At 71.6% G+C, this 19,466-nt stretch carries 18 protein-coding genes; 4 read left to right on the top strand and 14 right to left on the bottom strand.

Going from position 1 to position 19,466, the window contains the following annotated elements:
* Positions 1 to 44 precede the first annotated feature (44 nt).
* Positions 45 to 2,771 carry a type I DNA topoisomerase gene (topA, locus tag HQK15_RS05960; protein ID WP_173490467.1) on the bottom strand — a complete coding sequence of 909 codons (2,727 nt, stop codon included), beginning with the start codon at positions 2,769 to 2,771 and terminating at the stop codon, positions 45 to 47.
* Positions 2,772 to 2,889: 118 nt separating this feature from the next.
* Here topA and HQK15_RS05955 point away from each other — a divergent pair, with 118 nt between their 5' ends.
* Both HQK15_RS05955 and HQK15_RS05950 read left to right on the top strand, forming a co-directional pair.
* Positions 2,890 to 4,107, top strand: coding sequence for an MFS transporter (locus HQK15_RS05955; protein WP_173490466.1), 1,218 nt, complete (start codon positions 2,890 to 2,892; stop codon positions 4,105 to 4,107).
* Positions 4,104 to 4,592 (top strand): GNAT family N-acetyltransferase, encoded by a 489-nt coding sequence (locus tag HQK15_RS05950; protein WP_173490465.1) that lies wholly within the window; start codon positions 4,104 to 4,106, stop codon positions 4,590 to 4,592. Before HQK15_RS05955 ends, HQK15_RS05950 begins: the two co-directional genes overlap by 4 nt.
* Before the next feature lie 57 nt (positions 4,593 to 4,649).
* Here HQK15_RS05950 and HQK15_RS05945 read toward each other — a convergent pair whose 3' ends face one another.
* The 4 genes from HQK15_RS05945 to HQK15_RS05930 all read right to left on the bottom strand — a co-directional run bounded on the left by HQK15_RS05945 (position 4,650) and on the right by HQK15_RS05930 (position 10,122).
* Complete coding sequence (locus HQK15_RS05945) at positions 4,650 to 5,525, bottom strand: maleylpyruvate isomerase family mycothiol-dependent enzyme (protein WP_173490464.1); 876 nt, start codon at positions 5,523 to 5,525, stop codon at positions 4,650 to 4,652.
* A gap of 193 nt (positions 5,526 to 5,718) precedes the next feature.
* Positions 5,719 to 7,185: a DUF7059 domain-containing protein gene (locus HQK15_RS05940; RefSeq protein WP_173490463.1), complete on the bottom strand. Its 1,467-nt coding sequence runs from the start codon at positions 7,183 to 7,185 to the stop codon at positions 5,719 to 5,721.
* A gap of 123 nt (positions 7,186 to 7,308) precedes the next feature.
* The gene (locus HQK15_RS05935) at positions 7,309 to 9,681 is read right to left on the bottom strand and encodes a sodium-translocating pyrophosphatase (protein ID WP_173490462.1); all 2,373 of its coding nucleotides are present in this window, start codon (positions 9,679 to 9,681) and stop codon (positions 7,309 to 7,311) included.
* Between the two features lie 99 nt (positions 9,682 to 9,780).
* Positions 9,781 to 10,122 carry an STAS domain-containing protein gene (locus HQK15_RS05930; RefSeq protein ID WP_173490461.1) on the bottom strand — a complete coding sequence of 114 codons (342 nt, stop codon included), beginning with the start codon at positions 10,120 to 10,122 and terminating at the stop codon, positions 9,781 to 9,783.
* Positions 10,123 to 10,266: 144 nt separating this feature from the next.
* Here HQK15_RS05930 and HQK15_RS05925 point away from each other — a divergent pair, with 144 nt between their 5' ends.
* Positions 10,267 to 12,576, top strand: a complete 2,310-nt coding sequence (locus HQK15_RS05925; protein ID WP_173490460.1) for a DEAD/DEAH box helicase — start codon at positions 10,267 to 10,269, stop codon at positions 12,574 to 12,576.
* Here the strand turns inward: HQK15_RS05925 and HQK15_RS05920 are convergent.
* The 8 genes from HQK15_RS05920 to ssd form a co-directional block, all read right to left on the bottom strand.
* Complete coding sequence (locus tag HQK15_RS05920; RefSeq protein WP_367649072.1) at positions 12,560 to 12,925, bottom strand: Rv3654c family TadE-like protein; 366 nt, start codon at positions 12,923 to 12,925, stop codon at positions 12,560 to 12,562. The genes HQK15_RS05925 and HQK15_RS05920 overlap by 17 nt on opposite strands.
* A complete protein-coding gene (locus tag HQK15_RS05915) occupies positions 12,922 to 13,272 on the bottom strand; it encodes a TadE family type IV pilus minor pilin (protein ID WP_173490459.1) in 351 nt (116 codons plus the stop codon). Before HQK15_RS05915 ends, HQK15_RS05920 begins: the two co-directional genes overlap by 4 nt.
* Positions 13,269 to 13,472 (bottom strand): DUF4244 domain-containing protein, encoded by a 204-nt coding sequence (locus HQK15_RS05910; RefSeq protein WP_173490458.1) that lies wholly within the window; start codon positions 13,470 to 13,472, stop codon positions 13,269 to 13,271. The genes HQK15_RS05915 and HQK15_RS05910 overlap by 4 nt, the downstream gene beginning before the upstream one ends.
* 55 nt (positions 13,473 to 13,527) lie before the next feature.
* Positions 13,528 to 13,701, bottom strand: a complete 174-nt coding sequence (locus tag HQK15_RS05905; RefSeq protein ID WP_217361350.1) for a DUF4244 domain-containing protein — start codon at positions 13,699 to 13,701, stop codon at positions 13,528 to 13,530.
* 115 nt (positions 13,702 to 13,816) lie between these two features.
* Entirely contained in the window at positions 13,817 to 14,515 is a 699-nt protein-coding gene (locus HQK15_RS19055) for a type II secretion system F family protein (protein WP_173490456.1), read from the bottom strand.
* Positions 14,512 to 15,306 carry a type II secretion system F family protein gene (locus tag HQK15_RS05895; RefSeq protein WP_173490455.1) on the bottom strand — a complete coding sequence of 265 codons (795 nt, stop codon included), beginning with the start codon at positions 15,304 to 15,306 and terminating at the stop codon, positions 14,512 to 14,514. Before HQK15_RS05895 ends, HQK15_RS19055 begins: the two co-directional genes overlap by 4 nt.
* A complete protein-coding gene (locus HQK15_RS05890; RefSeq protein WP_173490454.1) occupies positions 15,303 to 16,445 on the bottom strand; it encodes a TadA family conjugal transfer-associated ATPase in 1,143 nt (380 codons plus the stop codon). The genes HQK15_RS05895 and HQK15_RS05890 overlap by 4 nt, the downstream gene beginning before the upstream one ends.
* Positions 16,442 to 17,482 (bottom strand): septum site-determining protein Ssd, encoded by a 1,041-nt coding sequence (gene ssd, locus HQK15_RS05885; RefSeq protein WP_173490453.1) that lies wholly within the window; start codon positions 17,480 to 17,482, stop codon positions 16,442 to 16,444. The genes HQK15_RS05890 and ssd overlap by 4 nt, the downstream gene beginning before the upstream one ends.
* Before the next feature lie 105 nt (positions 17,483 to 17,587).
* Here ssd and HQK15_RS05880 point away from each other — a divergent pair, with 105 nt between their 5' ends.
* Complete coding sequence (locus tag HQK15_RS05880; protein ID WP_367649071.1) at positions 17,588 to 18,391, top strand: HAD family hydrolase; 804 nt, start codon at positions 17,588 to 17,590, stop codon at positions 18,389 to 18,391.
* 10 nt (positions 18,392 to 18,401) lie between these two features.
* Here the strand turns inward: HQK15_RS05880 and HQK15_RS05875 are convergent, their stop codons facing one another.
* Entirely contained in the window at positions 18,402 to 19,256 is an 855-nt protein-coding gene (locus HQK15_RS05875; protein ID WP_173490452.1) for an SGNH/GDSL hydrolase family protein, read from the bottom strand.
* Between the last annotated feature and the right edge of the window lie 210 nt (positions 19,257 to 19,466).

The raw sequence follows: 19,466 nt of genomic DNA, 5'->3' as shown, positions 1-19,466 counted from the left end.
GACGTGACCGGCAAGCCGCTCCAGGCCCCGGAGGGGGCCACGGGTCAGGCCTTCTCCGCTGCGGCCTTCGTCGTCTTCTTGGCCGCCGTCTTCTTGGTCGCGGCTTTCTTGGCAGCCGTCTTCTTCGCGGGGGTCTTCTTGGCCGCCGTCTTCTTGGTGGCCTTCTTGGCGGTCTTCTTGCCGCCCTTCTTGGCCGGGCCCTTGGCGCGGCGTTCGGCGAGCAGCTCGAAGGCACGCTCGGGCGTCAGGGTCTCGAGCGAGTCGTCCTTGCGCAGCGTCGCGTTGTACTCGCCGTCGGTGACGTACATGCCGAAGCGGCCGTCCTTGGCCACGACCGGAGTGCCGCTGACGGGGTCGTTGCCGAGCTCCTTGAGCGGTGCGGCTGCAGCCCGACGGCCGTACGTCTTGGGCTGCGCGTAGATCGCCCGCACCTCCTCCTCGGTGATCGTCAGGAGCTGCTCCTCGCGCTCCAGCGACCGCGAGTCGGTGCCCTTCTTGAGATAGGGACCGTAACGACCGTTCTGCGCCGTGACCTCGACGTCGTCCTCGACGTAGATGACGCGCGGCAGGGTCAGCAGCTGGACGGCCTGCTCGAGCGTGATGGTGTCGAGGTCCATGTCCTTGAACAGGCTCGCGGTGCGCGGCTTGTCGGCCTTCTTGGCCGTCTCGGGCAGCGCCTCGGTGACGTAGGGGCCGAAGCGGCCGTTCTTGGCGGTGATCGCCAGGCCGGTCTCGGGGTGGTTGCCGAGCTCCTTCTCCAAGCCCGACGGGGTCGCGAGGAGCTCCTTGGCCTTGTCGAGCGTCAGCTCGTCGGGCGGCAGGTCGTCGGGCACGTTGGCGCGGGTCGGCGTCTTCTTGCCGTCCTCCTCGGTGAACGGAGGACCCTCGACGTACGGCCCGTAGCGACCCACGCGCAGGTCGATCTCCTCGCCGAGCGGGAACGTCGCGAGGCCGCGGGCGTCGATGTCGGGGAGGTTCTCGACCAAGCGCTTGAGCCCGGTGTTGCCGTCGCCCTCGCCCGTCCAGAAGCCGTTGAGGACGTTGAGCCGCTCTTCGCGGCCGTTGGCGACCTCGTCGAGGACGTCCTCGAGCTGCGCCGTGAAGGTGTACTCGATGAGCCGGCCGAAGTGCTGCTCCATGAGGCGGATGACGCTGAACGCGATCCACGCCGGGACGAGCGCCGTGCCCTTCTTGTAGACGTAGCCACGGTTCTGGATCGTGCCCACGATCGACGCGTAGGTCGACGGGCGGCCGATCTCCCGGGTCTCGAGCTCACTGATCAGCGAGGCCTCCGTGAACCGCGACGGCGGCTTGGTCTCGTGGCCGGCCTTGCCCAGCTCGGCGGCCGTGACGGTCAGGCCCTCCGACAGGTTGGGCAGCTTGGTCTGCTGGTCGTCGCCCTCGGCATCGGCGTCGTCGCTCGACTCCACGTAGGCCTTGAGGAACCCGTAGAACGTGATGGTCCGGCCCGAGCTGGAGAAGACGACGTCCTCGCCCGTGCTGGCGGTCGTGCCGATGCGGATCGAGACGGAGTTGCCCTTGGCGTCGTTCATCTGCGAGGCGATCGTGCGCTTCCAGATGAGCTCGTAGAGGCGCAGCTCGTCGCCCCCGAGGCCGGTCTCCTTCGGCGTCTTGAACTTCTCGCCGGCCGGTCGGATGGCCTCGTGGGCCTCCTGCGCGTTCTTGACCTTGCTGGCGTAGACGCGCGGCTCCTTCGGCAGGTAGGCGTCGCCGTAGAGCTCGAGCACCTGGGCGCGGGACGCGGTGAGCGCCGTCTGCGACAGCGTGGTCGAGTCCGTACGCATGTAGGTGATGTGCCCGCCCTCGTAGAGGCGCTGGGCGACCTGCATCGTGCGGGCGGCGCCGAAGCCGAACTTGCGGGACGCCTCCTGCTGCATCGTCGTGGTGCGGAACGGTGCGTAGGGACGGCGGGTGTAGGGCTTCTCCTCGACCGAGCGGACCGTGAACGCCTGGTCGGCAAGCGCGTCGGCCAGAGCCCCGGCCTGCGCCTCGTCGAGGTGAGCGACCTTGTCGTTGGTGAGCGCGCCGGTGTTGTCGAAGCTGCTGCCCGACGCGATGCGCTTGCCGTCCAGGCTGAAGAGCTTGGCCGGGAACTGGCGCGGGTCGAAGCCCTCGCCGGCGTCGAACGTCGCCTCGAGGTCCCAGTAGGACGCGACGTGGAACGCCATGCGCTCACGCTCGCGCTCGACCACCAGGCGGGTCGCGACGGACTGCACGCGGCCGGCGGACAGGCCGCTCATGACCTTCTTCCACAGCACCGGGCTGACCTCGTAGCCGTAGAGGCGGTCGAGGATGCGGCGGGCCTCCTGCGCGTCGACGAGGTCCATGTCGATGTCGCGGGGGTGGGCGATCGCGTACTGGATCGCGTCCTTGGTGATCTCGTTGAAGACGATGCGCTTGACCGGCACCTTGGGCTTCAGCTCGTCGAACAGGTGCCACGCGATGGCCTCGCCCTCGCGGTCCTCATCTGTCGCGAGGACGAGCTCGTCGGCGTCCTTGAGCAGCTTCTTGAGCTTGGTCATCTGCGACTTCTTGTCGGCCGAGACGACGTAGATGGGCTCGAACGCGGAGTCGATGTTGACGCCGAGGCGCGCCCACGACTCTCCCTTGAAGGCCGCCGGCACCTCGTCGGCGCCCCGCGGCAGGTCGCGGATGTGGCCGACGGAGGAGTCCACGACGTAGCCGTCCCCGAGGTAGCCCGCGATGCTGCGGACCTTGTTGGGGGACTCGACGATGACGAGCGTGGTCAAGGGAAACTCCTGAGTGGTCGGACGCGCATACGCTAACGCGTCCTGTCAAGCAATCACGCACCGCAGGGGTCCACCGGACATCGGATCAGCCTGTCCGCGCCCGGTGAGATGATGTCGTGTGGCTTTTTCTGGATACGCGCGGCTCTGGGCGGACAGGTCCGTCCGGACGTTGTTCGTCGCGGCCTTCTTCGCCCGCATCCCGGCCATGGCGTCGCCGCTCGTCTTCACGCTCTACGTCGTCGACGAGCTCGACCGCACCTACGCCCAGGCCGGCATCCTCGCGGCGGCCAGCACGATCGGCATCGCCATCGGCGCACCATGGCGCGGCCGCCTGATCGACCGGCTCGGCATGCGGCGCGCGGTGCTGCCGTCGATCGTCGCGGTGCTCGTCCTCTATCCCGCGGCGACCGCCGTGACCTACGTCTGGCTCATCCCCATCGCCTTCCTCATGGGCGTCTTCCTCATCCCGATCTTCTCGATCGTGCGCCTGTCGCTGACCGTGATGGTCGACGAGGACCAGCGCCGCACCGCGTTCGCCGCCGACGGCGTGCTCGCCGAGGCGAGCTTCATCATCGGGCCCGCGGTCGGGGCCCTCATCGTCACGACCGCCGGAGGCGGCCCCGCGCTCATCGCGATCGGCGTCTGCGAGGCGATCGCCGGGTTCATCTTCCTGTGGCTCGACCCGCCGACGCGCTCGGCGACCCAGGCCGAGCCCGACGCGGCTGTCGAGGACGACGACGAGGTCAGGACGCCGTGGATGTCGGTGCCCCTTGCCTTCCTCTTCCTCATCTCCGCCGGCACCATGGCCACGCTCATCGGCACCGATCTCGGCATCGTCGCCGAGCTGCGCGAGCTCGACGCCGTCGGGTCGGTCTGGATCACGTACGGGCTCTGGGGACTCTCGTCCCTCGTCGGCGGCCTGCTCTACGGCGCGCTCGACCGGTCGATCCGGCCGACCTATCTGTTGCTGGCGCTCGGCCTCACGACGATCCCCGTCGGTCTCGGCAGCGAGGTGTGGTCGCTGTCGCTGTGGGTCATCCCCACCGGGTTCCTGTGCGCCCCCGCCATGACGGCCGCCGGGGAGTGGATCGCCAAGCTCGTGCCCGAGGAGCGCCGCGGCGAGGCGATGGGCTGGCAGGGCACGGCATTCACCCTCGGCGGGGCCGCGAGCTCACCGCTCATCGGCGCGGCGATCGACGGCGTCGGCGCCTGGGGCGGCTTCGTGGTCGGCGGATCGATCGCGACCGTCATCGCCCTGACGGCGTGGGGCGGGCAGCTGATCCCGCGCTGGCGCCCCACTCCCGAGCAGGCATCGATCGAAGGAGCCTCACGATGACGGTCCGCGACGCCACGATCGACGACGTCCCCGCCCTGCTAGCGATCCACAACGAGGCTGTGCGCACGACGACGGCGATCTGGGACGAGGACGAGGTCGACCTCGACGACCGCCGCACCTGGTTCGTCGAGCGGCAGGCGGCGGGGTTCCCGGTGCTGGTCGCCGAGGTCGACGGCGTCGTCGCCGGCTACTCCTCCTTCGGGCCGTGGCGGCCCAAGTCGGGCTACCGCCACACGGTCGAGAACTCCCTCTACGTCCTCGCGGCGCATCACGGCCACGGGCTGGCCTCGGTCCTGCTCGACACGCTGCTGCTGCGAGCGCGCGAGGCCGGCCTGCACCGCATGATGGCCATGATCGAGTCGTCCAACACCCTGTCGATCGGGCTGCACGAGCGTCGCGGGTTCCGGGTCGTCGGGCAGATGGACGAGGTCGGCACGAAGTTCGGCCGCTGGCTCGACCTCACCGTGATGCAGCTCGACCTCTGACCACGCGACCGGTGCAGGTCGGTGGGCGAGGTCCGTGGTCGAGGTCAGTGGTCGGGGTCAGTGGTTGAAGAGACCGCCCAGGCTCTTGGCCGCGACCTTGAGACCGCGGCCGCCCGGCAGCCCGGGAACCTGGTCGATGATCGGCGTCAGGGCCAGCAGCCCGCCGAGGTGCTTGATCTTGAGGTGGCGCAGCGTGACGAGCCGGACCGGGTCGGCCCGTCCGGCCGAGGCCTCGAGCAGGTCCTCGGCGCTGCCCGAGACCCGTGGCCCGTGGGCGCTGCCCTCGATCCGCGCCGTCGTCCAGGTGCCGTCGGCGTTAGCGTCGAACGACCACGGCGCCTCCTTGGCGTTGATGCCGATCGTGGCGTCGATCCCCTCACGCGCGGCGAGGCAGCCCGTCGAGTCGGTGAGTGCCGCGATGCCGTGCCTCAGAAGCGACGGCGGGCACGTGCCGTCGACCGCGTCGGCGACGTCGAGCGCGTGCACGGCCAGCTCGTAGCAGCCGGCGTGCACGACCGTGAGCAGCGGCATGGGCCCGAGCTGGCTGGCGACCGGATCGCCACCGCGCTCCTTCGCCTCGTCGGAGTCGAGCAGCTCTGCGACCGCTGCCCGCGACTGCGCCAGTGCCGCCCGCGCCTCGTCGTCGCTCGCATCGCCGTGGGCGGAGATGACGCTCCGGTTGAACGTGTCAGGGTCGAACGCCGTGTCGATGTCACCCGATCTCAGGCTGCCGAGCACCAGCGTCAGCGCCGACTCGTCGTCCCACGTGCCCAGGTGCACGACGACGTCCTTGACGGTCCACCCGCCGAGCCGGGTCTTGGCCGACAGGTCGGCTCCGTCGACCAGGGCGATGAACGCGTCCCAGCTCTCCAGCACCGCGGCGGACAGGTCGTAGCCGGGGTCGTCGACGAGGCCCCGCTGTGCTGAAGTCATGCGACGAGCATCCCCCGCCCACGCCGCGACCGCATCTCATCCCACCCCCGCCCCCGAACCAAAAATGTGCGATCCTGCACCACCCCGCGCAGAAACTGTTCGACCCTGCACCGATCTCGCCTCCAGAACGGTGCAGAATCGCACAGTTTCGTGCCTACTGGCGCCTGCGCGCCTCGGCGCCTGGGCGCCTGGGTCAGACGAGGTAGCCTTCGCTGACGAGGTCGCGGACCGTTGGGGCGTACGTGCGACGCAGCTCGGCGGCGTCGCGGCCCAGCAGCGAGGCCAATGCGTCGAGGATCTGCCCGGAGGTGAGGTCACCGTCGCTGGCACCCACCAGCCCCGCCTCGACCGTGTCGACCTGGCGGGCACGTCGTACGCCGTGCTGCAAGCGGATGACGATGCTCTCGGGGTCGTCCGCTCCGGCGGCGCCGCGCGTCTCCTCGACCAGGTCGATCGCCTGGCGGAAGGTACGGTCCAGCAGCGCCGCGTCGTCGAGGCCCCGCAGCGCGTCGACACGGTCGCCCCAGGCAGCGATCGTCGGCCCGACCGGCTGGGCGATCTCGCCGGTCCATTCCTCCAGCCGGTGCACCGGCGTCGCCGCCGTCTTGCGCAGGCTGAGCCAGCCGAACCCGATGGCCTCGATGCCCTCGGACTCGAACCAGTCGAGCCATGCGTCGTAGCGCGCGACGTAGTCGTCGGACCCCGCCAGCCCCGCGTCGGCGAGCCACATCTCGACGTACGCCGCCGGGTCGACGACCTCGCGCTGGAGGATCCACGCGTCAAGCGGCTGGCCGTCGAGCCACCCTCCGAGGTCGTCCTGCCAGTCGATGCCACGGTGGTGCGCCCAGTTGGCCAGGATCTGGCACCAGCCACCGTCGTTGAGGTGGGCGGCGGCGTTCTCGACGAGGTGCCGCACGACGCTGTCGCCGGGCATGCCCGAGTCTCGATAGACGAGCACCTGGCTGCCGGGCGGCGAGATGACGAACGGCGGGTTGGTCGCGATGAGGTCGAAGGTCTCCCCCGCCACCGGGTCGAAGAGGCTGCCGTCGCGGACGTCGACCGCGGCCTCGTTGAGCGCAGCCGTCAGCCGCGCCATGGCGAGCGCGCGCGGGTTGACGTCCGTCGCGACGACCTCACCGACGTGCTGCGCGAGGTGCAGGGCCTGCACCCCGCAGCCCGTCCCGAGGTCGAGCGCGCGGCCCGCGGGGCGACGGATCGTCAGCTGGGCCAGTGACGACGATGCCTCGCTGATGCCGAGCACGTACGACGGGTCCATCGGGGCCGACCGCCCGTCGAGGCCGGAGGTCGGGTCGCACACGACCCACCAGTCGTGCTCCTCGTCGCCATAGGGGCGGACGTCAACCAAGGCACGGACCTCGTCGGCCGACACCTCGAGCATCCCGGCCGCGGCGAGCGGCTCGACCAGGCCGGGCAGGGCGGATTCAGCGCGGTCACGGGCGACCGGCACCTGGAGGGCGAAGAGGCGCACCAGGGTCGCGAGGTCACCATCGCCCCGGGTCGCCCGGACGGCGGGGGTGGTCTGGTTGCGGCCTAGCGCCCGGTGGGCGTCGTCGCCGAGGAGGGCGTAGACCGCGTCGACCGTGAAGTCGGCGCGGGTCAGGGCGTCACGAAGGGGCTGCACGTGCTGGTCTGCGATCACCCCACCAGCCTCCCAGAGTCGTCCAGCGACCCCGCGAGTGGCGCAAACCCATCCGCGAGTGGCGCAGATCTGGACGACACGCCGTCCCAAAAAGCTCGATCTGCGCCACTCGCGGAGTGGGGGTCAGGCGGGGGTGGACTCCTTCATCTCCTCGGGGTCGAGGGCGATCGGACGACGCTTGGAGATGTAGACCGCGACGACGATGATGACGGTGGAGACACCGGCGATCGTGTAGCGGAGCGCATCGCTGGCGTCGTCGCCATAGGTGTACTTGATGACCAACGGCACGATCAGCAGCGCCACCAGGTTCATGACCTTCAGCAGCGGGTTGATCGCCGGGCCGGCCGTGTCCTTGAACGGGTCACCGACGGTGTCACCGATGATCGTCGCCTCGTGGGCGGGCGAGCCCTTGCCCCCGTGGTTGCCGTCCTCGATGAGCTTCTTGGCGTTGTCCCACGCACCACCGGAGTTGGCGAGGAAGACGGCCATCAGCGTTCCGGTCGCGATCGCGCCGGCGAGGTAGGCACCGAGCGGGCCGACACCGAGGCCGAAGCCGACGGCGATCGGCGCGAAGATCGCCAGGATGCCCGGCGTCGCGAGCTCGCGCAGCGAGTCACGCGTGCAGATGTCGACGACCTTGCCGTACTCCGGACGACCGGTGCCCTCCATGATCCCGGGGATGTCGCGGAACTGGCGACGGACCTCGAACACCACGGCGCCGGCAGCGCGGCCGACGGCGTTGATCGCAAGACCCGAGAACAGGAAGACGACGGCCGCACCGATCAGCAGGCCGACCAGGATGCTCGGATCGGCGACGTTGAAGACGCCGAGCGTGGCGAGCAGGTCGCCGATCTTGAACGTCGTCTCGCCGGCGCTCTCGCCGACCTCCTCGACCGCGTCCTTGATGGCGTCGGTGAACGCACCGAACAGGGCCGTCGCCGCGAGCACCGCCGTGGCGATCGCGATGCCCTTGGTGATCGCCTTGGTCGTGTTGCCGACCGCGTCGAGCTCGGTGAGGATCTGCGCGCCCTCCTCGTCGACGTCGCCCGACATCTCCGCGATGCCCTGGGCGTTGTCGCTGACCGGGCCGAAGGTGTCCATCGCGACGATGACGCCGACCGTCGTCAGCAGGCCGCAACCGGCGAGCGCGACCGCGAACAGCGACACGATGACCGAGCCGCTGCCCAGCAGGAACGCGCCGAAGACGGCAGCGCCGATGACGATCGCGGTGTAGACCGCCGACTCGAAGCCGACCGACAGTCCCGACAGGATGACGGTCGCCGCACCGGTGCGCGACGTCTTGGCGACGTCCTGGACCGGCCGGGTCTCGGTGCCGGTGAAGTAGCCGGTGAGCGCGAGGATCACCGCGGCGAGCACGATGCCGATGAGCACGGCGAAGATCGCGATGAAGCGAGGATCGCTGTCGGCGGCGGACTCCAGGATCCCGCCCTGGGCGAAGACCTGCTCGATGACGGTGCTGCCTCCGGCGCCGGTGAGCTCGTCGAAGGACGACGGCAGGTAGAGCCAGAGGAACGCGCCCGAGGCCACGGCCGAGATGAGGGCCGACAGGTAGAAGGAGCGGTTGATCGTGGTCAGTCCGCCCTCGCCGACGCGGGGACGGGTGAAGTAGACACCGAGCAGCGCGGTGATCGCGCCGATCGCCGGGATCACCAGCGGGATGACGAGGCCCTCCTGGCCGTACGCGACCGATCCAAGGATCAGGGCCGCGACGAGCGTGACGGCGTAGGACTCGAACAGGTCGGCTGCCATGCCGGCGCAGTCGCCGACGTTGTCGCCCACGTTGTCGGCGATGGTGGCGGCGTTGCGGGGATCGTCCTCGGGGATGTTCTGCTCGACCTTGCCGACGAGGTCGGCGCCGACGTCGGCGGCCTTGGTGAAGATGCCACCACCGACACGCATGAACATCGCGAGCAGGGCGGCGCCGAAGCCGAAGCCCTCGAGCACCCGCGGGGCGTCTCCCTCGTAGATCAGCACGACCGAGGCGGCGCCGACGAGGCCGAGGCCCACGGTCAGCATGCCGACGGTGGCCCCGGTGCGGAACGCGATCTTCATCGCGGCCTCGCGACCTGCGTTCTGGGCGGCTGCGGCGACGCGGATGTTGGCCCGGGTGGCCAGCCACATGCCGATGTAGCCGATCGCGGCGGAGAAGCCGGCTCCGAGCAGGAAGAAGATCGACCGCCCGATCCGGATCTCGCTGTCGCCCGGCAGCAGGAACAGCAGCCCGAACGCCAGCACGGCGAAGACGGCAAGGGTCTTGAACATGCGGCCGAGGTACGCCGTGGCGCCCTCCTGGACCGCGAGCCCGATCTCCTGCATCTTGTCGGTGCCTTCGGATGCCTTCAGCACTTCGGCCCGGAAAACCGCTGCCATGATCAGCGCGATCACGCCGACCGCTGCAACGCCGTACACCCAGAAGGTGTTGTCGTTGGAGAGGTCGAGGTCACCGGCTGCCGCAACGAGGGTCGCGTTCGCCATGTAAATCCTCCAAGGTTCGGCAGAGCGTACGGACGGCCTGCCGAGCAGGCCGTTGTGACGCAGGTTACATGCCGAGCGACCCGTGGAGTGTGACGGGGATCACGCTGAGGCGGAGCGCGCGTCCTCGACGGAGGTGTGCAGGCCGAAGACCTTGTCGAGGCCGGTGATCTGGAAGATCTTCAGGATGCGCTCCTGGGTGCACACGATGTCGAGCGATCCACCGTCGGCGCGCACGCGCTTGAGCGCGCCCACCAGGACTCCGAGCCCGGTGGAGTCGAGGAAGTCGACCCGCTGCACGTCGATGATGAGCCGGGTGTGGCCCGCATCGACGGCGGTGACGATCGCCTCGCGGAGGCGGGGTGCGGTGTAGACGTCGATCTCGCCGCCGACCTCGATGATCTCGAAGTCACCGTCCGTGCGGGACGTCAGTGCCAGCTCCATCGACGCTCTCCTCCGTCAGCCCATGCCGTGGCCTCCATCCAACCACGATCTTCCCGTGCCCGCCGGGGTCCGAGCACGGTGTGAGACCCATCATGACCACCTGTCACCTCTCCGGGGTCATGGGGGTTCTGGGAGACTCGGCAGGTGGACCCTGCCGACCTCGTGCTGCGCTACGGCGAGCGGGTGACCCACGTCGAGCGCGTGCCCGCCCGCGAGGCGGTCGTCGAGCCGTGGCCGGAGTGGGTCGACCCGGCCGTGCGGGAGATGTACGCCGCCGACGGCATCTCGACCCTGTGGGGCCACCAGGCCGAGGCGCTGCACCACGTGCACGCCGGACGCCACACCGTCATCTCCACCGGCACCGCCTCGGGCAAGTCGCTGGTCTTCCAGGCACCGGCCCTCACCGGTCTCGCCGCCGGGCGGACGGGCAGCTCGTTGCGCGGCAACCGGATGCCGACCGTCCTCTACCTCGCTCCGACCAAGGCCTTGGCGGCCGACCAGCTGCGGCGCCTCGCCGGCGCGGCGGCGTTCGCCCGCCCCGCGACGGTCGACGGGGACAACTCGCGCGAGGAGCGGGCGTGGGCCCGCGACCACGCGAACTACCTGCTGACCAACCCCGACACCCTGCACCACTCGATCCTGCCGGGCCACGCTCGCTGGACCCGGGCGCTCGGTGGGCTCACGCACGTCGTGGTCGACGAGTGCCACCACTACCGCGGCGTGTTCGGCGCCCACGTCGCTCACGTCCTGCGGCGGCTGCGCCGCATCTGCGCCCACTACGGCGCCGACCCGACGTTCGTGCTCTCGTCGGCGACCGTCGCCGACCCCGAGGTCTTCGCCTCGCGCCTGACCGGCCTCGACGTGGTGCCGGTGACCGACGACGCCTCGCCCCACGCGGCCCGCACCATCGCACTGTGGGAGCCGCCGATCATCCCGGGCGTCGACCCCACCAACCCCGGGGTCGTCCGGCGCTCGGCCACCACCGAGGCCGGCGAGCTGCTGACCGACCTGGTCATCGGCAAGGTCCGCACGCTGGCCTTCGTCCGGTCGCGCCGTGGTGCCGAGGCCGTCGCCGCCACCGCCCAGCGCCGGCTGGGCGAGGTCGACCCCGAGCTGGTGCGGCGGGTCGCGACCTACCGGGGCGGCTATCTGCCCGAGGAGCGCCGCGAGCTCGAGCAACGGCTCCGCAGCGGCGACCTGCTCGGCCTGGCCAGCACCAACGCGCTGGAGCTCGGCATCGACATCGCGGGCCTCGATGCCGTGATCACGGTCGGCTTCCCGGGCACACGCGCGGCGCTGCAGCAGCAGTTCGGCCGCGCCGGACGCTCGGGGCGCGACTCGATCGGCATCCTGGTCGCGAGGGACGATCCGCTCGACACCTTCCTGGTCCACCATCCCGAGGCGCTGCTCGGTGCGCCCGTCGAGGCGTCGGTGTTCGACCCCGACAACCCCTACGTGCTCGGTCCGCACCTCGCCGCCGCGGCCCAGGAGATCCCGCTCACCGAGGACGACTTCGCGATGTTCGGCCCCCGGACCGCCGAGGGCGTCGCGGCGCTCGAGGCCGCCGGCTGGCTGCGCAAGCGGCAGGCCGGGTGGTTCTGGACCAAGCGCGAGCGCGCGAGCGATCTCGCCGACATCCGCTCCAGCGGCGGGTCGCCGGTGCAGATCGTCGACGCCGGCACGGGCCGCCTGATCGGAACGGTCGACGGCGGATCGGCCGACTCCACGGTGCACGAGGGTGCCGTCTACGTGCACCAGGGCGACGTGCACCTGGTCGATGAGTACGACGTCGAGCACGGCGTCGCGATCGTGCACCGCGCCGACCCGGACTACTCCACGATGGCCAAGTCGGTCACGGAGATCGCCGTGATCGACACCGAGCGCACCGAGCAGTGGGGCGACGCCGCGATGTCGTTCGGCTCCGTCGAGGTCGTCAACCAGGTCGTGTCGTACCTCAAGCGCAGCACCTCGGGCGGCGGGGTGCTCGGCGAGGAGCTGCTCGAGCTGCCCGCCCGGACCCTGCAGACCAAGGCCGTCTGGTGGACCCTCGCGCCCGACGCCGTCAGCGCCGCCATGGAGCACGACGACGTGCCAGGGTCGGCCCACGCCGCAGAGCACGCGGCGATCGGCCTGCTCCCGCTGCTGGCGACCTGCGACCGCTGGGACATCGGCGGGGTCTCAACCGCCCTGCACCCGGACACCGGCACGATGACGGTCTTCGTCTACGACGGCTATCCCGGCGGCGCGGGATTCGCCGAGCGTGGCTATGAGATGGCGGCCCGGTGGCTCCGCGTGACCCGCGACGCGATCATGGCGTGCGAGTGTCACGACGGGTGCCCCTCCTGCGTGCAGTCGCCCAAGTGCGGCAACGGCAACGAGCCCCTCGACAAGGCCGGGGCGGTCCGCCTGCTCGACGCCCTGCTCGTCGACGCCCCGGTCACGGGGGATCACTGAGGTAGAAGTCGGGGGCCGCCCTGGCCTCCTGCTCCGTCGACCATCCGACGCCCCACCACGGGGTGCTCTCCGCCCGCGCCGTCACGGTGGCCACGTCGTAGTCCATGCGACAGGACACGAGCACGGCGCCGTTGCGTCGCGCGATCGCGCGGGCGGCCTCGCACCCGTCTGCGCCGTCGACGCTGGCCTGGGACCCCGCAAGGGCTGCGAGGTCGGCGGCGGCGGCCACCCGGTGCCGCATGCGCACCAGCCCCGCCACCTGCGCCATCACCAGGGCGGCCACCACCAGCATCGTGGCCACCGCCGCGGCGTGCACCGTGACGGCACCGCGGTCGCGTGCCCCTCTCACGGCGACTCCCGGGCGGCCACCGACGTCGACGTCAGGGTGCGCGACCCGACTCCGGAGAAGAACGGCACGGGCAGACGCGACCGCACGGTCACGGAGACGACGACGACTCCGCCCTCCTCGGTCACCCGGACCGTGGCACCGTCCGGGGCGTGCCTCCGCGCGGCGGTCTGGGCGGAGGAGGTCGACTCACCCCGGGCCAGCAGTCGGGCCGACTCCCGCGACGCGTCGGCCAGCCGGACCTGCGTGAGCCCGAGGGAGACGATCCACAGCAGGAGGAAGGCCAGGGCGACGCCCAACGGGGCGATCGTCATGAGCTCGGCCGTCACCATGCCGCGCTCGCGCCTCATCCGATGCCGAGCCGGGGCATGCCCGAGAAGATGTTGCGCCACGACAAGGCCTTCTGGACCAGGTCCATCAGGTGGTCGAACCAGGGGCCGTCGACGCCGAGCAGGCCGAGCTTGTAGAGGATCGTCGCCATCATCACCGCGCCCAGGGTGCCGATCGTGTATTCCGCGGTCGCCATGCCGCGGTCGTCGTGTCGAGTCATGTCAGGTCCTTCGGGAGGGCCCGGGACGGCGCACCGGCGCCGTCCCGGGCGACGGTCAGAACGGCAGGATGCTGGGGATCTTGTCGATGAGGTCCTTGACGATGTCGCCGAACCACTCGGACTGTCCGACCTTGACCAGCACGCCGCCGATCGTGCACGCACCGAGGGTGCCGACGGTGTACTCCGCGGTGGTCATGCCCTGCTCGGCCCGGTTGCGCAGCTTCTTCATGAGGTGTCCTTTCGGTGGTGGATCTGTCATGGAGAAGATGGGGCCGGGACGTCGCCGGGTGCGGCCGGATCTGCGGCCTGGGGACGACCGGTCCACGACGCTGCACCTGTGGACGTCACCAGCCGAGCGACCGGAACGAGGCGAGCACCGTCGGGACGATCCCGACCAGGAAGAACGCCGGCAGGAAGCAGGCGCCCAGCGGTGCGGCGGTGCGGACCGCGACCTTGCGGCTCTGCTCGCGGAGCCGTGCCGCCCGTTCGCGCCGCAGCTCGGTCGCGACTCCGGCCACGATCCCGGCGACGGGCATGCCGGAGGACTCGGCCCGACGAAAGGCTCGTCCGACCGCCGCGAGGGCGGGATCGGCCGCGACCGACCGCCAGACCGTGTCGGGGTCGGCGGCGATCGCCAGACGTCCGGAGATGGCACCGAGCTCGGGTCCGAGGGGCGGCGCCGTCGCATCGGCGACCAGGGCGAAGGCGGCCACCGGTGGCCGGCCGACCTCGAGCGCCGCGACCATCAGGTCGAGCGCCGCCGGCAGCGCCGCCTCGACCGCAGCGGCTCGACGACGGGCCCCGGCCGACTCCAGACGCCCGACCGCGCGGTGGGCGACGGGCGCGAGGACGACACCGAGCAACAACCCCGTCGGCATGCCGAGCAGCACCAGCGATCCCACCGGCGCGACGACGGCCGCCACCACCCGCAGGTCGATCGAGCGGGGCGGGTCGGCGGTCACGAGGACGAGCCGTGACCGGCGCCTGGACGACACCGGGACGAGCAGCCAGACCGCGATCGCTGCCAGCACCGCCGCCGTCACGCCGTGCGCTCCGCCGCAGCCGCGATCCGCTCGACCCACGTGATCCCGAGGCAGGCGAGGGCGCACCCGGCCGCGAGACACGTGACACCGATCCACGTGCCCGTCAGGAGACCCACCGGGTCGCCGCCCATGCCCGATCCCAGCGTCAGGCCCACGACCGGCAGCACGGCCATGAGCCGGCCGGTCGCCCTGGCGGGTGCAGCGCCGGCCTGCACCTCGCGGTCGACCTCACGGTCGTCGCGCACGGCGTGCTCGAGCCGCACGAGCACCGAGGCCAGCGGCGCCCCGGCTCGTTCGGCGACCTGCGACGCCGCCGAGACCTCGCGCAGCACCTCCCGCCCCGGCTCGGTCGCCGCCTCGCGCAGGGCCGCGGCGACGTCACCGCCGAGGCCGGCGGCCCGTGCCGCAGGTGCCAGGAAGGCGAAGTCGTCGGCCAGCCCCGTCAGCGTGCGGACGGGCAGCAGACCGGCCCGCAGCTCGGCCGCCATCAGGCCCAGCACCTCCGCCACCTCACGGTGTCGGCCGCGGACCTGCTCGCGCCGACGCGCGGCTGCGACCTGCCGGGCGACGAAGGCCGCCACGGCCAGCACCGTCGCGACCAGCACCACCTGGGGCCCCCTCGCCTGGTCGAGCAACCCCGCGCAGAGAGCCGCGACAGCAGCAGACAGCAGCCACCTCGGGCGCACGCGGACCGCCGGGCGACCGAGGCGGTGTCGGACGATCCAGCGTCCGGGTGGCCGCCACAGCAGGACCGCGAGCACCGCCGCTCCCGCGGCCGCGGCCGCGATCATCCCGTGACCTCCAGCAGGCGATCGAGCCCCGGGCCCGCCAGCGGACCACGGGGGCCGAACGTCCACGCCGGCCGGCAGACGACCACGCCGTCGGCAGTCCGGTCCATGACCGCCACCTGCTCGACCAGCCGTCGCCCGTCGCCACCGCGGCCGAGGTGCACCACCAGGTCGATGCTCGCGGCCAACTGGCTGTGCACCGCCACCCGCGGCATGCCGGCCGCGACGCCCAGGGCCTCGAACCGTGCCGGGACGTCGGCCGGCGCGTTGGCATGCAGCGTGCCGCACCCTCCCTCGTGCCCGGTGTTGAGCGCAGCGAGGAGATCGACGACCTCGGCGCCGCGCACCTCCCCGACGACCAACCGGTCAGGACGCATGCGGAGGGCTTGGCGCACGAGGTCACGCACCGTGACGAGCCCGGCCCCCTCGACGTTGGCGGGACGTGCCTCGAGACCCACGACGTGGGGGTGGGCGGGTCGCAGCTCCGTCGAGTCCTCGACGATGACGATGCGCTCGCGGTGGTCAACCTCGGCGAGCAGCGCGGCGAGCAGCGTGGTCTTGCCGGAGCCCGTGCCGCCGGAGATGACGAACGCCGCCCGGGACGCGACGATCCGCCGCAGGCAGACCAGTGCCTCGTCGCACACCGAGCCGGCCGCGTGCAGCTCGTCAAGGCTGAACGTCCGCCGCGCCGGCACCCGCAGCGACAGCGCCGTGCCCGGTCGGGCCAGCGGCGCGAGGACCGCATGCAGGCGCGTGCCGTCGGAGAGCCGGGCGTCGACCCACGGGCTCGCGTCGTCGAGGCGCCGGCCCGCCTGGGCTGCGAGCCGTTGGGCGAGGCGGCGCACGGCGGCCTCGTCGTCGAGCTGCACCTGCGTCTTCTCGAGCCCGTGACCCCGGTCGACGTAGATCGCGGACGGCCCGTTGACCAGCACGTCGGTCACCCCGGGCAGGGCGAGCAGCGGATCGAGGGGACCTGCGCCGCGGGTCTCGCTGCGCAGGCGGTCGACGAGCGCGAGCACCGTGTCGCTGCCGGCCATCTGGTGCTCCGCGCGCAGCGCCTCGGCGACGCTGTGCGGCGTCGGATCGGCGCCGTCGGCAGCCAGGCGCCGGCGGACGCGCTCGAGGATCGGCAGGTCGGTCACGGACGCTCCAGCCCCACCGCGTCGAGGACGGCCGACGCCGCGCGACGGACGGCCCGCGACCGTGCCGGCCCATGACCCCGGTCGACCGCGCCCCGGACGCGGCGGTCGTGCCGCAGACGGACCAGCACCGGGAGCCCGAGCGCCTCGGACACCGCACCCGGGCCGATGCCGCCGGGCCGCGCGACCGTCACCAGGCCGGTCGACGGCGCACTGTCGGCCAGCCTCCCGGCGACCGTGCGGGCCGCGACCACGGCACCGATCTCCTCGGGCACTACCAGGAGCGTGAGGACCGAGCGCCCGACGAGGTCGACTCCCGCCGGGTCGAGCTGGCGCGGCACGTCGACCGCGACGAGGTCGAAGCCGCGCACCGCGGCCGTGACCACGGCCGGCAGCGACTCCGGAAGCGGTCCCCGCTCGTCGCGCGTCCACGACAGGCTCGCGACGCCGCGGTGCTCCGGCAGCACGTCGGCGAGGGAGCCTGCGTCGATGCGGCCACGGGTCACCGCGAAGTCGTGCCACCGCAGGCCCTCGGCGCGTTCGGCCCCGAGCACGAGCTCGAGGCCGCCACCGAGCGGATCGGCGTCGAAGGCCAGGGCCCTGAACCCTCGCTGCCCGGCGACGACGGCCAGCGCCGCAGCGAGCGTCGATGCGCCCGCGCCCCCGGAGCCGCCGACCACGCTGACCACACAGGCCTCGTCGCGCCCGTCGAGCGCCGCCGCGAGCGCGCCCAGCACCCGGTCCTCCTCGACGGGCTCGCACACGACCGTCGCTCCGAGCCCGACCGCGGCGGGCCAGCAGGCCTCGGGCGTCCGGGCGACGACCACGACGTGGTCACGCCGCGACACGCCGGCCCCCGCCAGGGCGCCGACCAGGTCGTCGCCCACCACGACGGCGGCGGCTCGACGCCACGACCGCCGGGCCGCGGTGACGTCGCGGGCGACCTCAGGGCTCGCCCCCAGCGCGGCGCACCACCGCTGCGCGAGGTCGATCAGGTGCTCGTCGGTGGTCGCGATCAACGGGGCCGGCACATCGGTCATGCCACCGACGATGGCGACCCCGAACGCGCGACGAAAGGGGCGAACCTCGACCTGTGGACGGCCGAGCCTGCCCCGGCGTCATGTGGACGCCCCTATCCTGATGGGGTGAGCCCGACGCGGACTGCGGCATTCTTCGACCTCGACAAGACCATCATCGCCAAGTCGAGCACGCTCGCTTTCGGCAAGCCGTTCTACGAGGGCGGACTGCTGACCCGGCGGGCCGTGCTGCGCAGCGCCTACGCGAACTTCATGTTCTCGATCAGCGGCGCCGACCACGACCAGCTCGAGAAGATGCGCGCCTACCTCACGCAGATGGTCACCGGGTGGGACGTCGAGGTCGTCCGGCAGGCCGTCGCCGAGACGCTGCACTCGATCATCGACCCGCTCGTGTTCGAGGAGGCCGTCACGCTCATCGAGCAGCACCAGGCCGCCGGCCGCGACGTCATCATCGTCTCCGCGTCCGGCGTCGAGGTCGTCGAGCCGATCGGCGCGATGCTCGGCGTCGACCACGTCATCGCGACCACGCTGGTGGCCGAGAACGGCCGCTACACCGGCGACGTCGAGTTCTACGCCTACGGCCCCCACAAGGCCACCGCCATGCGCGCCCTCGCCGAGGAGCGGGGCTACGACCTGGCCGGGTCGTACGCGTACTCCGACTCCGAGACCGACGCCCCGATGCTCGAGGCGGTGGGTCACCCGTTCGCCGTCAACCCCGACAAGGCGCTGCGCAAGATCGCCGAGGACAACGACTGGCCGATCCTCGTGTTCGCCCGGCCCGTGGCCCTGCGTCGCCGCCTCGGCCTCGACACCCGCGTCGGCAAGGCTGCGGCGGTCACGGTCGTCGCCAGTGCGGTCGGCGCGGTCGCCCTCACGCTCGTCACCCGTCGCAAGGGCCGCTTCACCGCCTGAGGTCGGACCCTCAGTCCTTCTCCACCGTCGCCAGGACCTCGTCGGCGACCCGCCGCATGCCCTCGGCCTTGGGGTGCAGCAGCGTGCCGTCACCCGGGACGTTGTCGACGCCGTTGACCCAGGCCTCGCTCCCTGCGCACGCGTCGTGGCCGGCCGAGAGAGAGCGGGCGTCGACGAAGTCGATCCCCGCCGTCTTCGCAGCGTCCTTCTGGGCGGTCCTCATCAGCGACTCGATCTTCAGCGCAGCGGCCCGCCGCACGTCCGACAGGGGCATGACGGCACAGCTGCCGGAGTCCGGCACCAGCCGCAGGTAGCCGACCAGCACGATCGTGGCACGCGGCGCCCGCTCGCGGATCTCCTCGACCAGCGCGACGATGCGATCGCGGGTCGCGGTGAAGGTGGGCGCCGCATAGGTCGCGAGGTACTGCTCGCAGCTCGCGTCGTTGGCCGTCGCCGGCAGGAGGCAGTAGCTGAACAGCCCGAGGTAGGCGCTGGCGTCGTTGGCCCCGATGCCGAGCGTGACGAGGCCGGTGTCGTCGGTGACCGCGTCGAGCTGGGGCTCGACGACCGTCCCGTCGCCGAGGGTGCGACCGTTGCGGATCTGGCCGCTCGTCTCGCCGCCGCAGCTCACGTCGACCAGCGTGTAGGACGTCAGCTCGTCGGCCACGAGGTGCGGATAGTTGCGGGCCGACCGCAGGCAGCCCGGCGTCTCCTGGTCCATCGAGCCGAGGCCCGGACCGGACGCGTAGGAGTCTCCGAGGGCGACGTAGGTCAGGCCGGACGGTCCGGGATCGCTGTCGCTGCCGCACGCGGCGACGAGCCCCACGACGAGCAGGAGAATCACGACGAGCCGGCGACGAACCACGCCGGAAAGCCTATCCGGCCGCCGGCGTTCTGCCCGGCGCTTGTGAAACGAGGCGCACAACATTACGCACGAGTAGGGCTGTCGGATCGAGGTCAACAGGCGTACACAGGATGCAGGACCACATGACAACTCCAGATCGGCACAGCACCTCGGTACCCACGCGGCGATCACCCGTCTCAATGGGACAGTCGCTCACCGGACTCCAGACCA

Source organism: Aeromicrobium stalagmiti, from assembly GCF_013283745.1.
GTDB lineage: Bacteria > Actinomycetota > Actinomycetes > Propionibacteriales > Nocardioidaceae > Aeromicrobium > Aeromicrobium stalagmiti.
This window is presented reverse-complemented; position numbering and strand designations above follow the sequence as displayed.

Excerpts from the sequence above, each read along its gene's own strand:
- HQK15_RS05935 (WP_173490462.1), bottom strand. The coding sequence starts at position 9,681 with ATGGCGAACGCGACCCTCGTTGCGGCAGCCGGTGACCTCGACCTCTCC.
- HQK15_RS05930 (WP_173490461.1), bottom strand. The coding sequence starts at position 10,122 with ATGGAGCTGGCACTGACGTCCCGCACGGACGGTGACTTCGAGATCATC.
- HQK15_RS05945 (WP_173490464.1), bottom strand. The coding sequence starts at position 5,525 with ATGACTTCAGCACAGCGGGGCCTCGTCGACGACCCCGGCTACGACCTG.
- ssd (WP_173490453.1), bottom strand. The coding sequence starts at position 17,482 with ATGACCGATGTGCCGGCCCCGTTGATCGCGACCACCGACGAGCACCTG.
- HQK15_RS05915 (WP_173490459.1), bottom strand. The coding sequence starts at position 13,272 with ATGAGGCGCGAGCGCGGCATGGTGACGGCCGAGCTCATGACGATCGCC.
- HQK15_RS05905 (WP_217361350.1), bottom strand. The coding sequence starts at position 13,701 with ATGAAGAAGCTGCGCAACCGGGCCGAGCAGGGCATGACCACCGCGGAG.
- HQK15_RS05895 (WP_173490455.1), bottom strand. The coding sequence starts at position 15,306 with ATGATCGCGGCCGCGGCCGCGGGAGCGGCGGTGCTCGCGGTCCTGCTG.
- HQK15_RS05950 (WP_173490465.1), top strand. The coding sequence starts at position 4,104 with ATGACGGTCCGCGACGCCACGATCGACGACGTCCCCGCCCTGCTAGCG.
- HQK15_RS05910 (WP_173490458.1), bottom strand. The coding sequence starts at position 13,472 with ATGACTCGACACGACGACCGCGGCATGGCGACCGCGGAATACACGATC.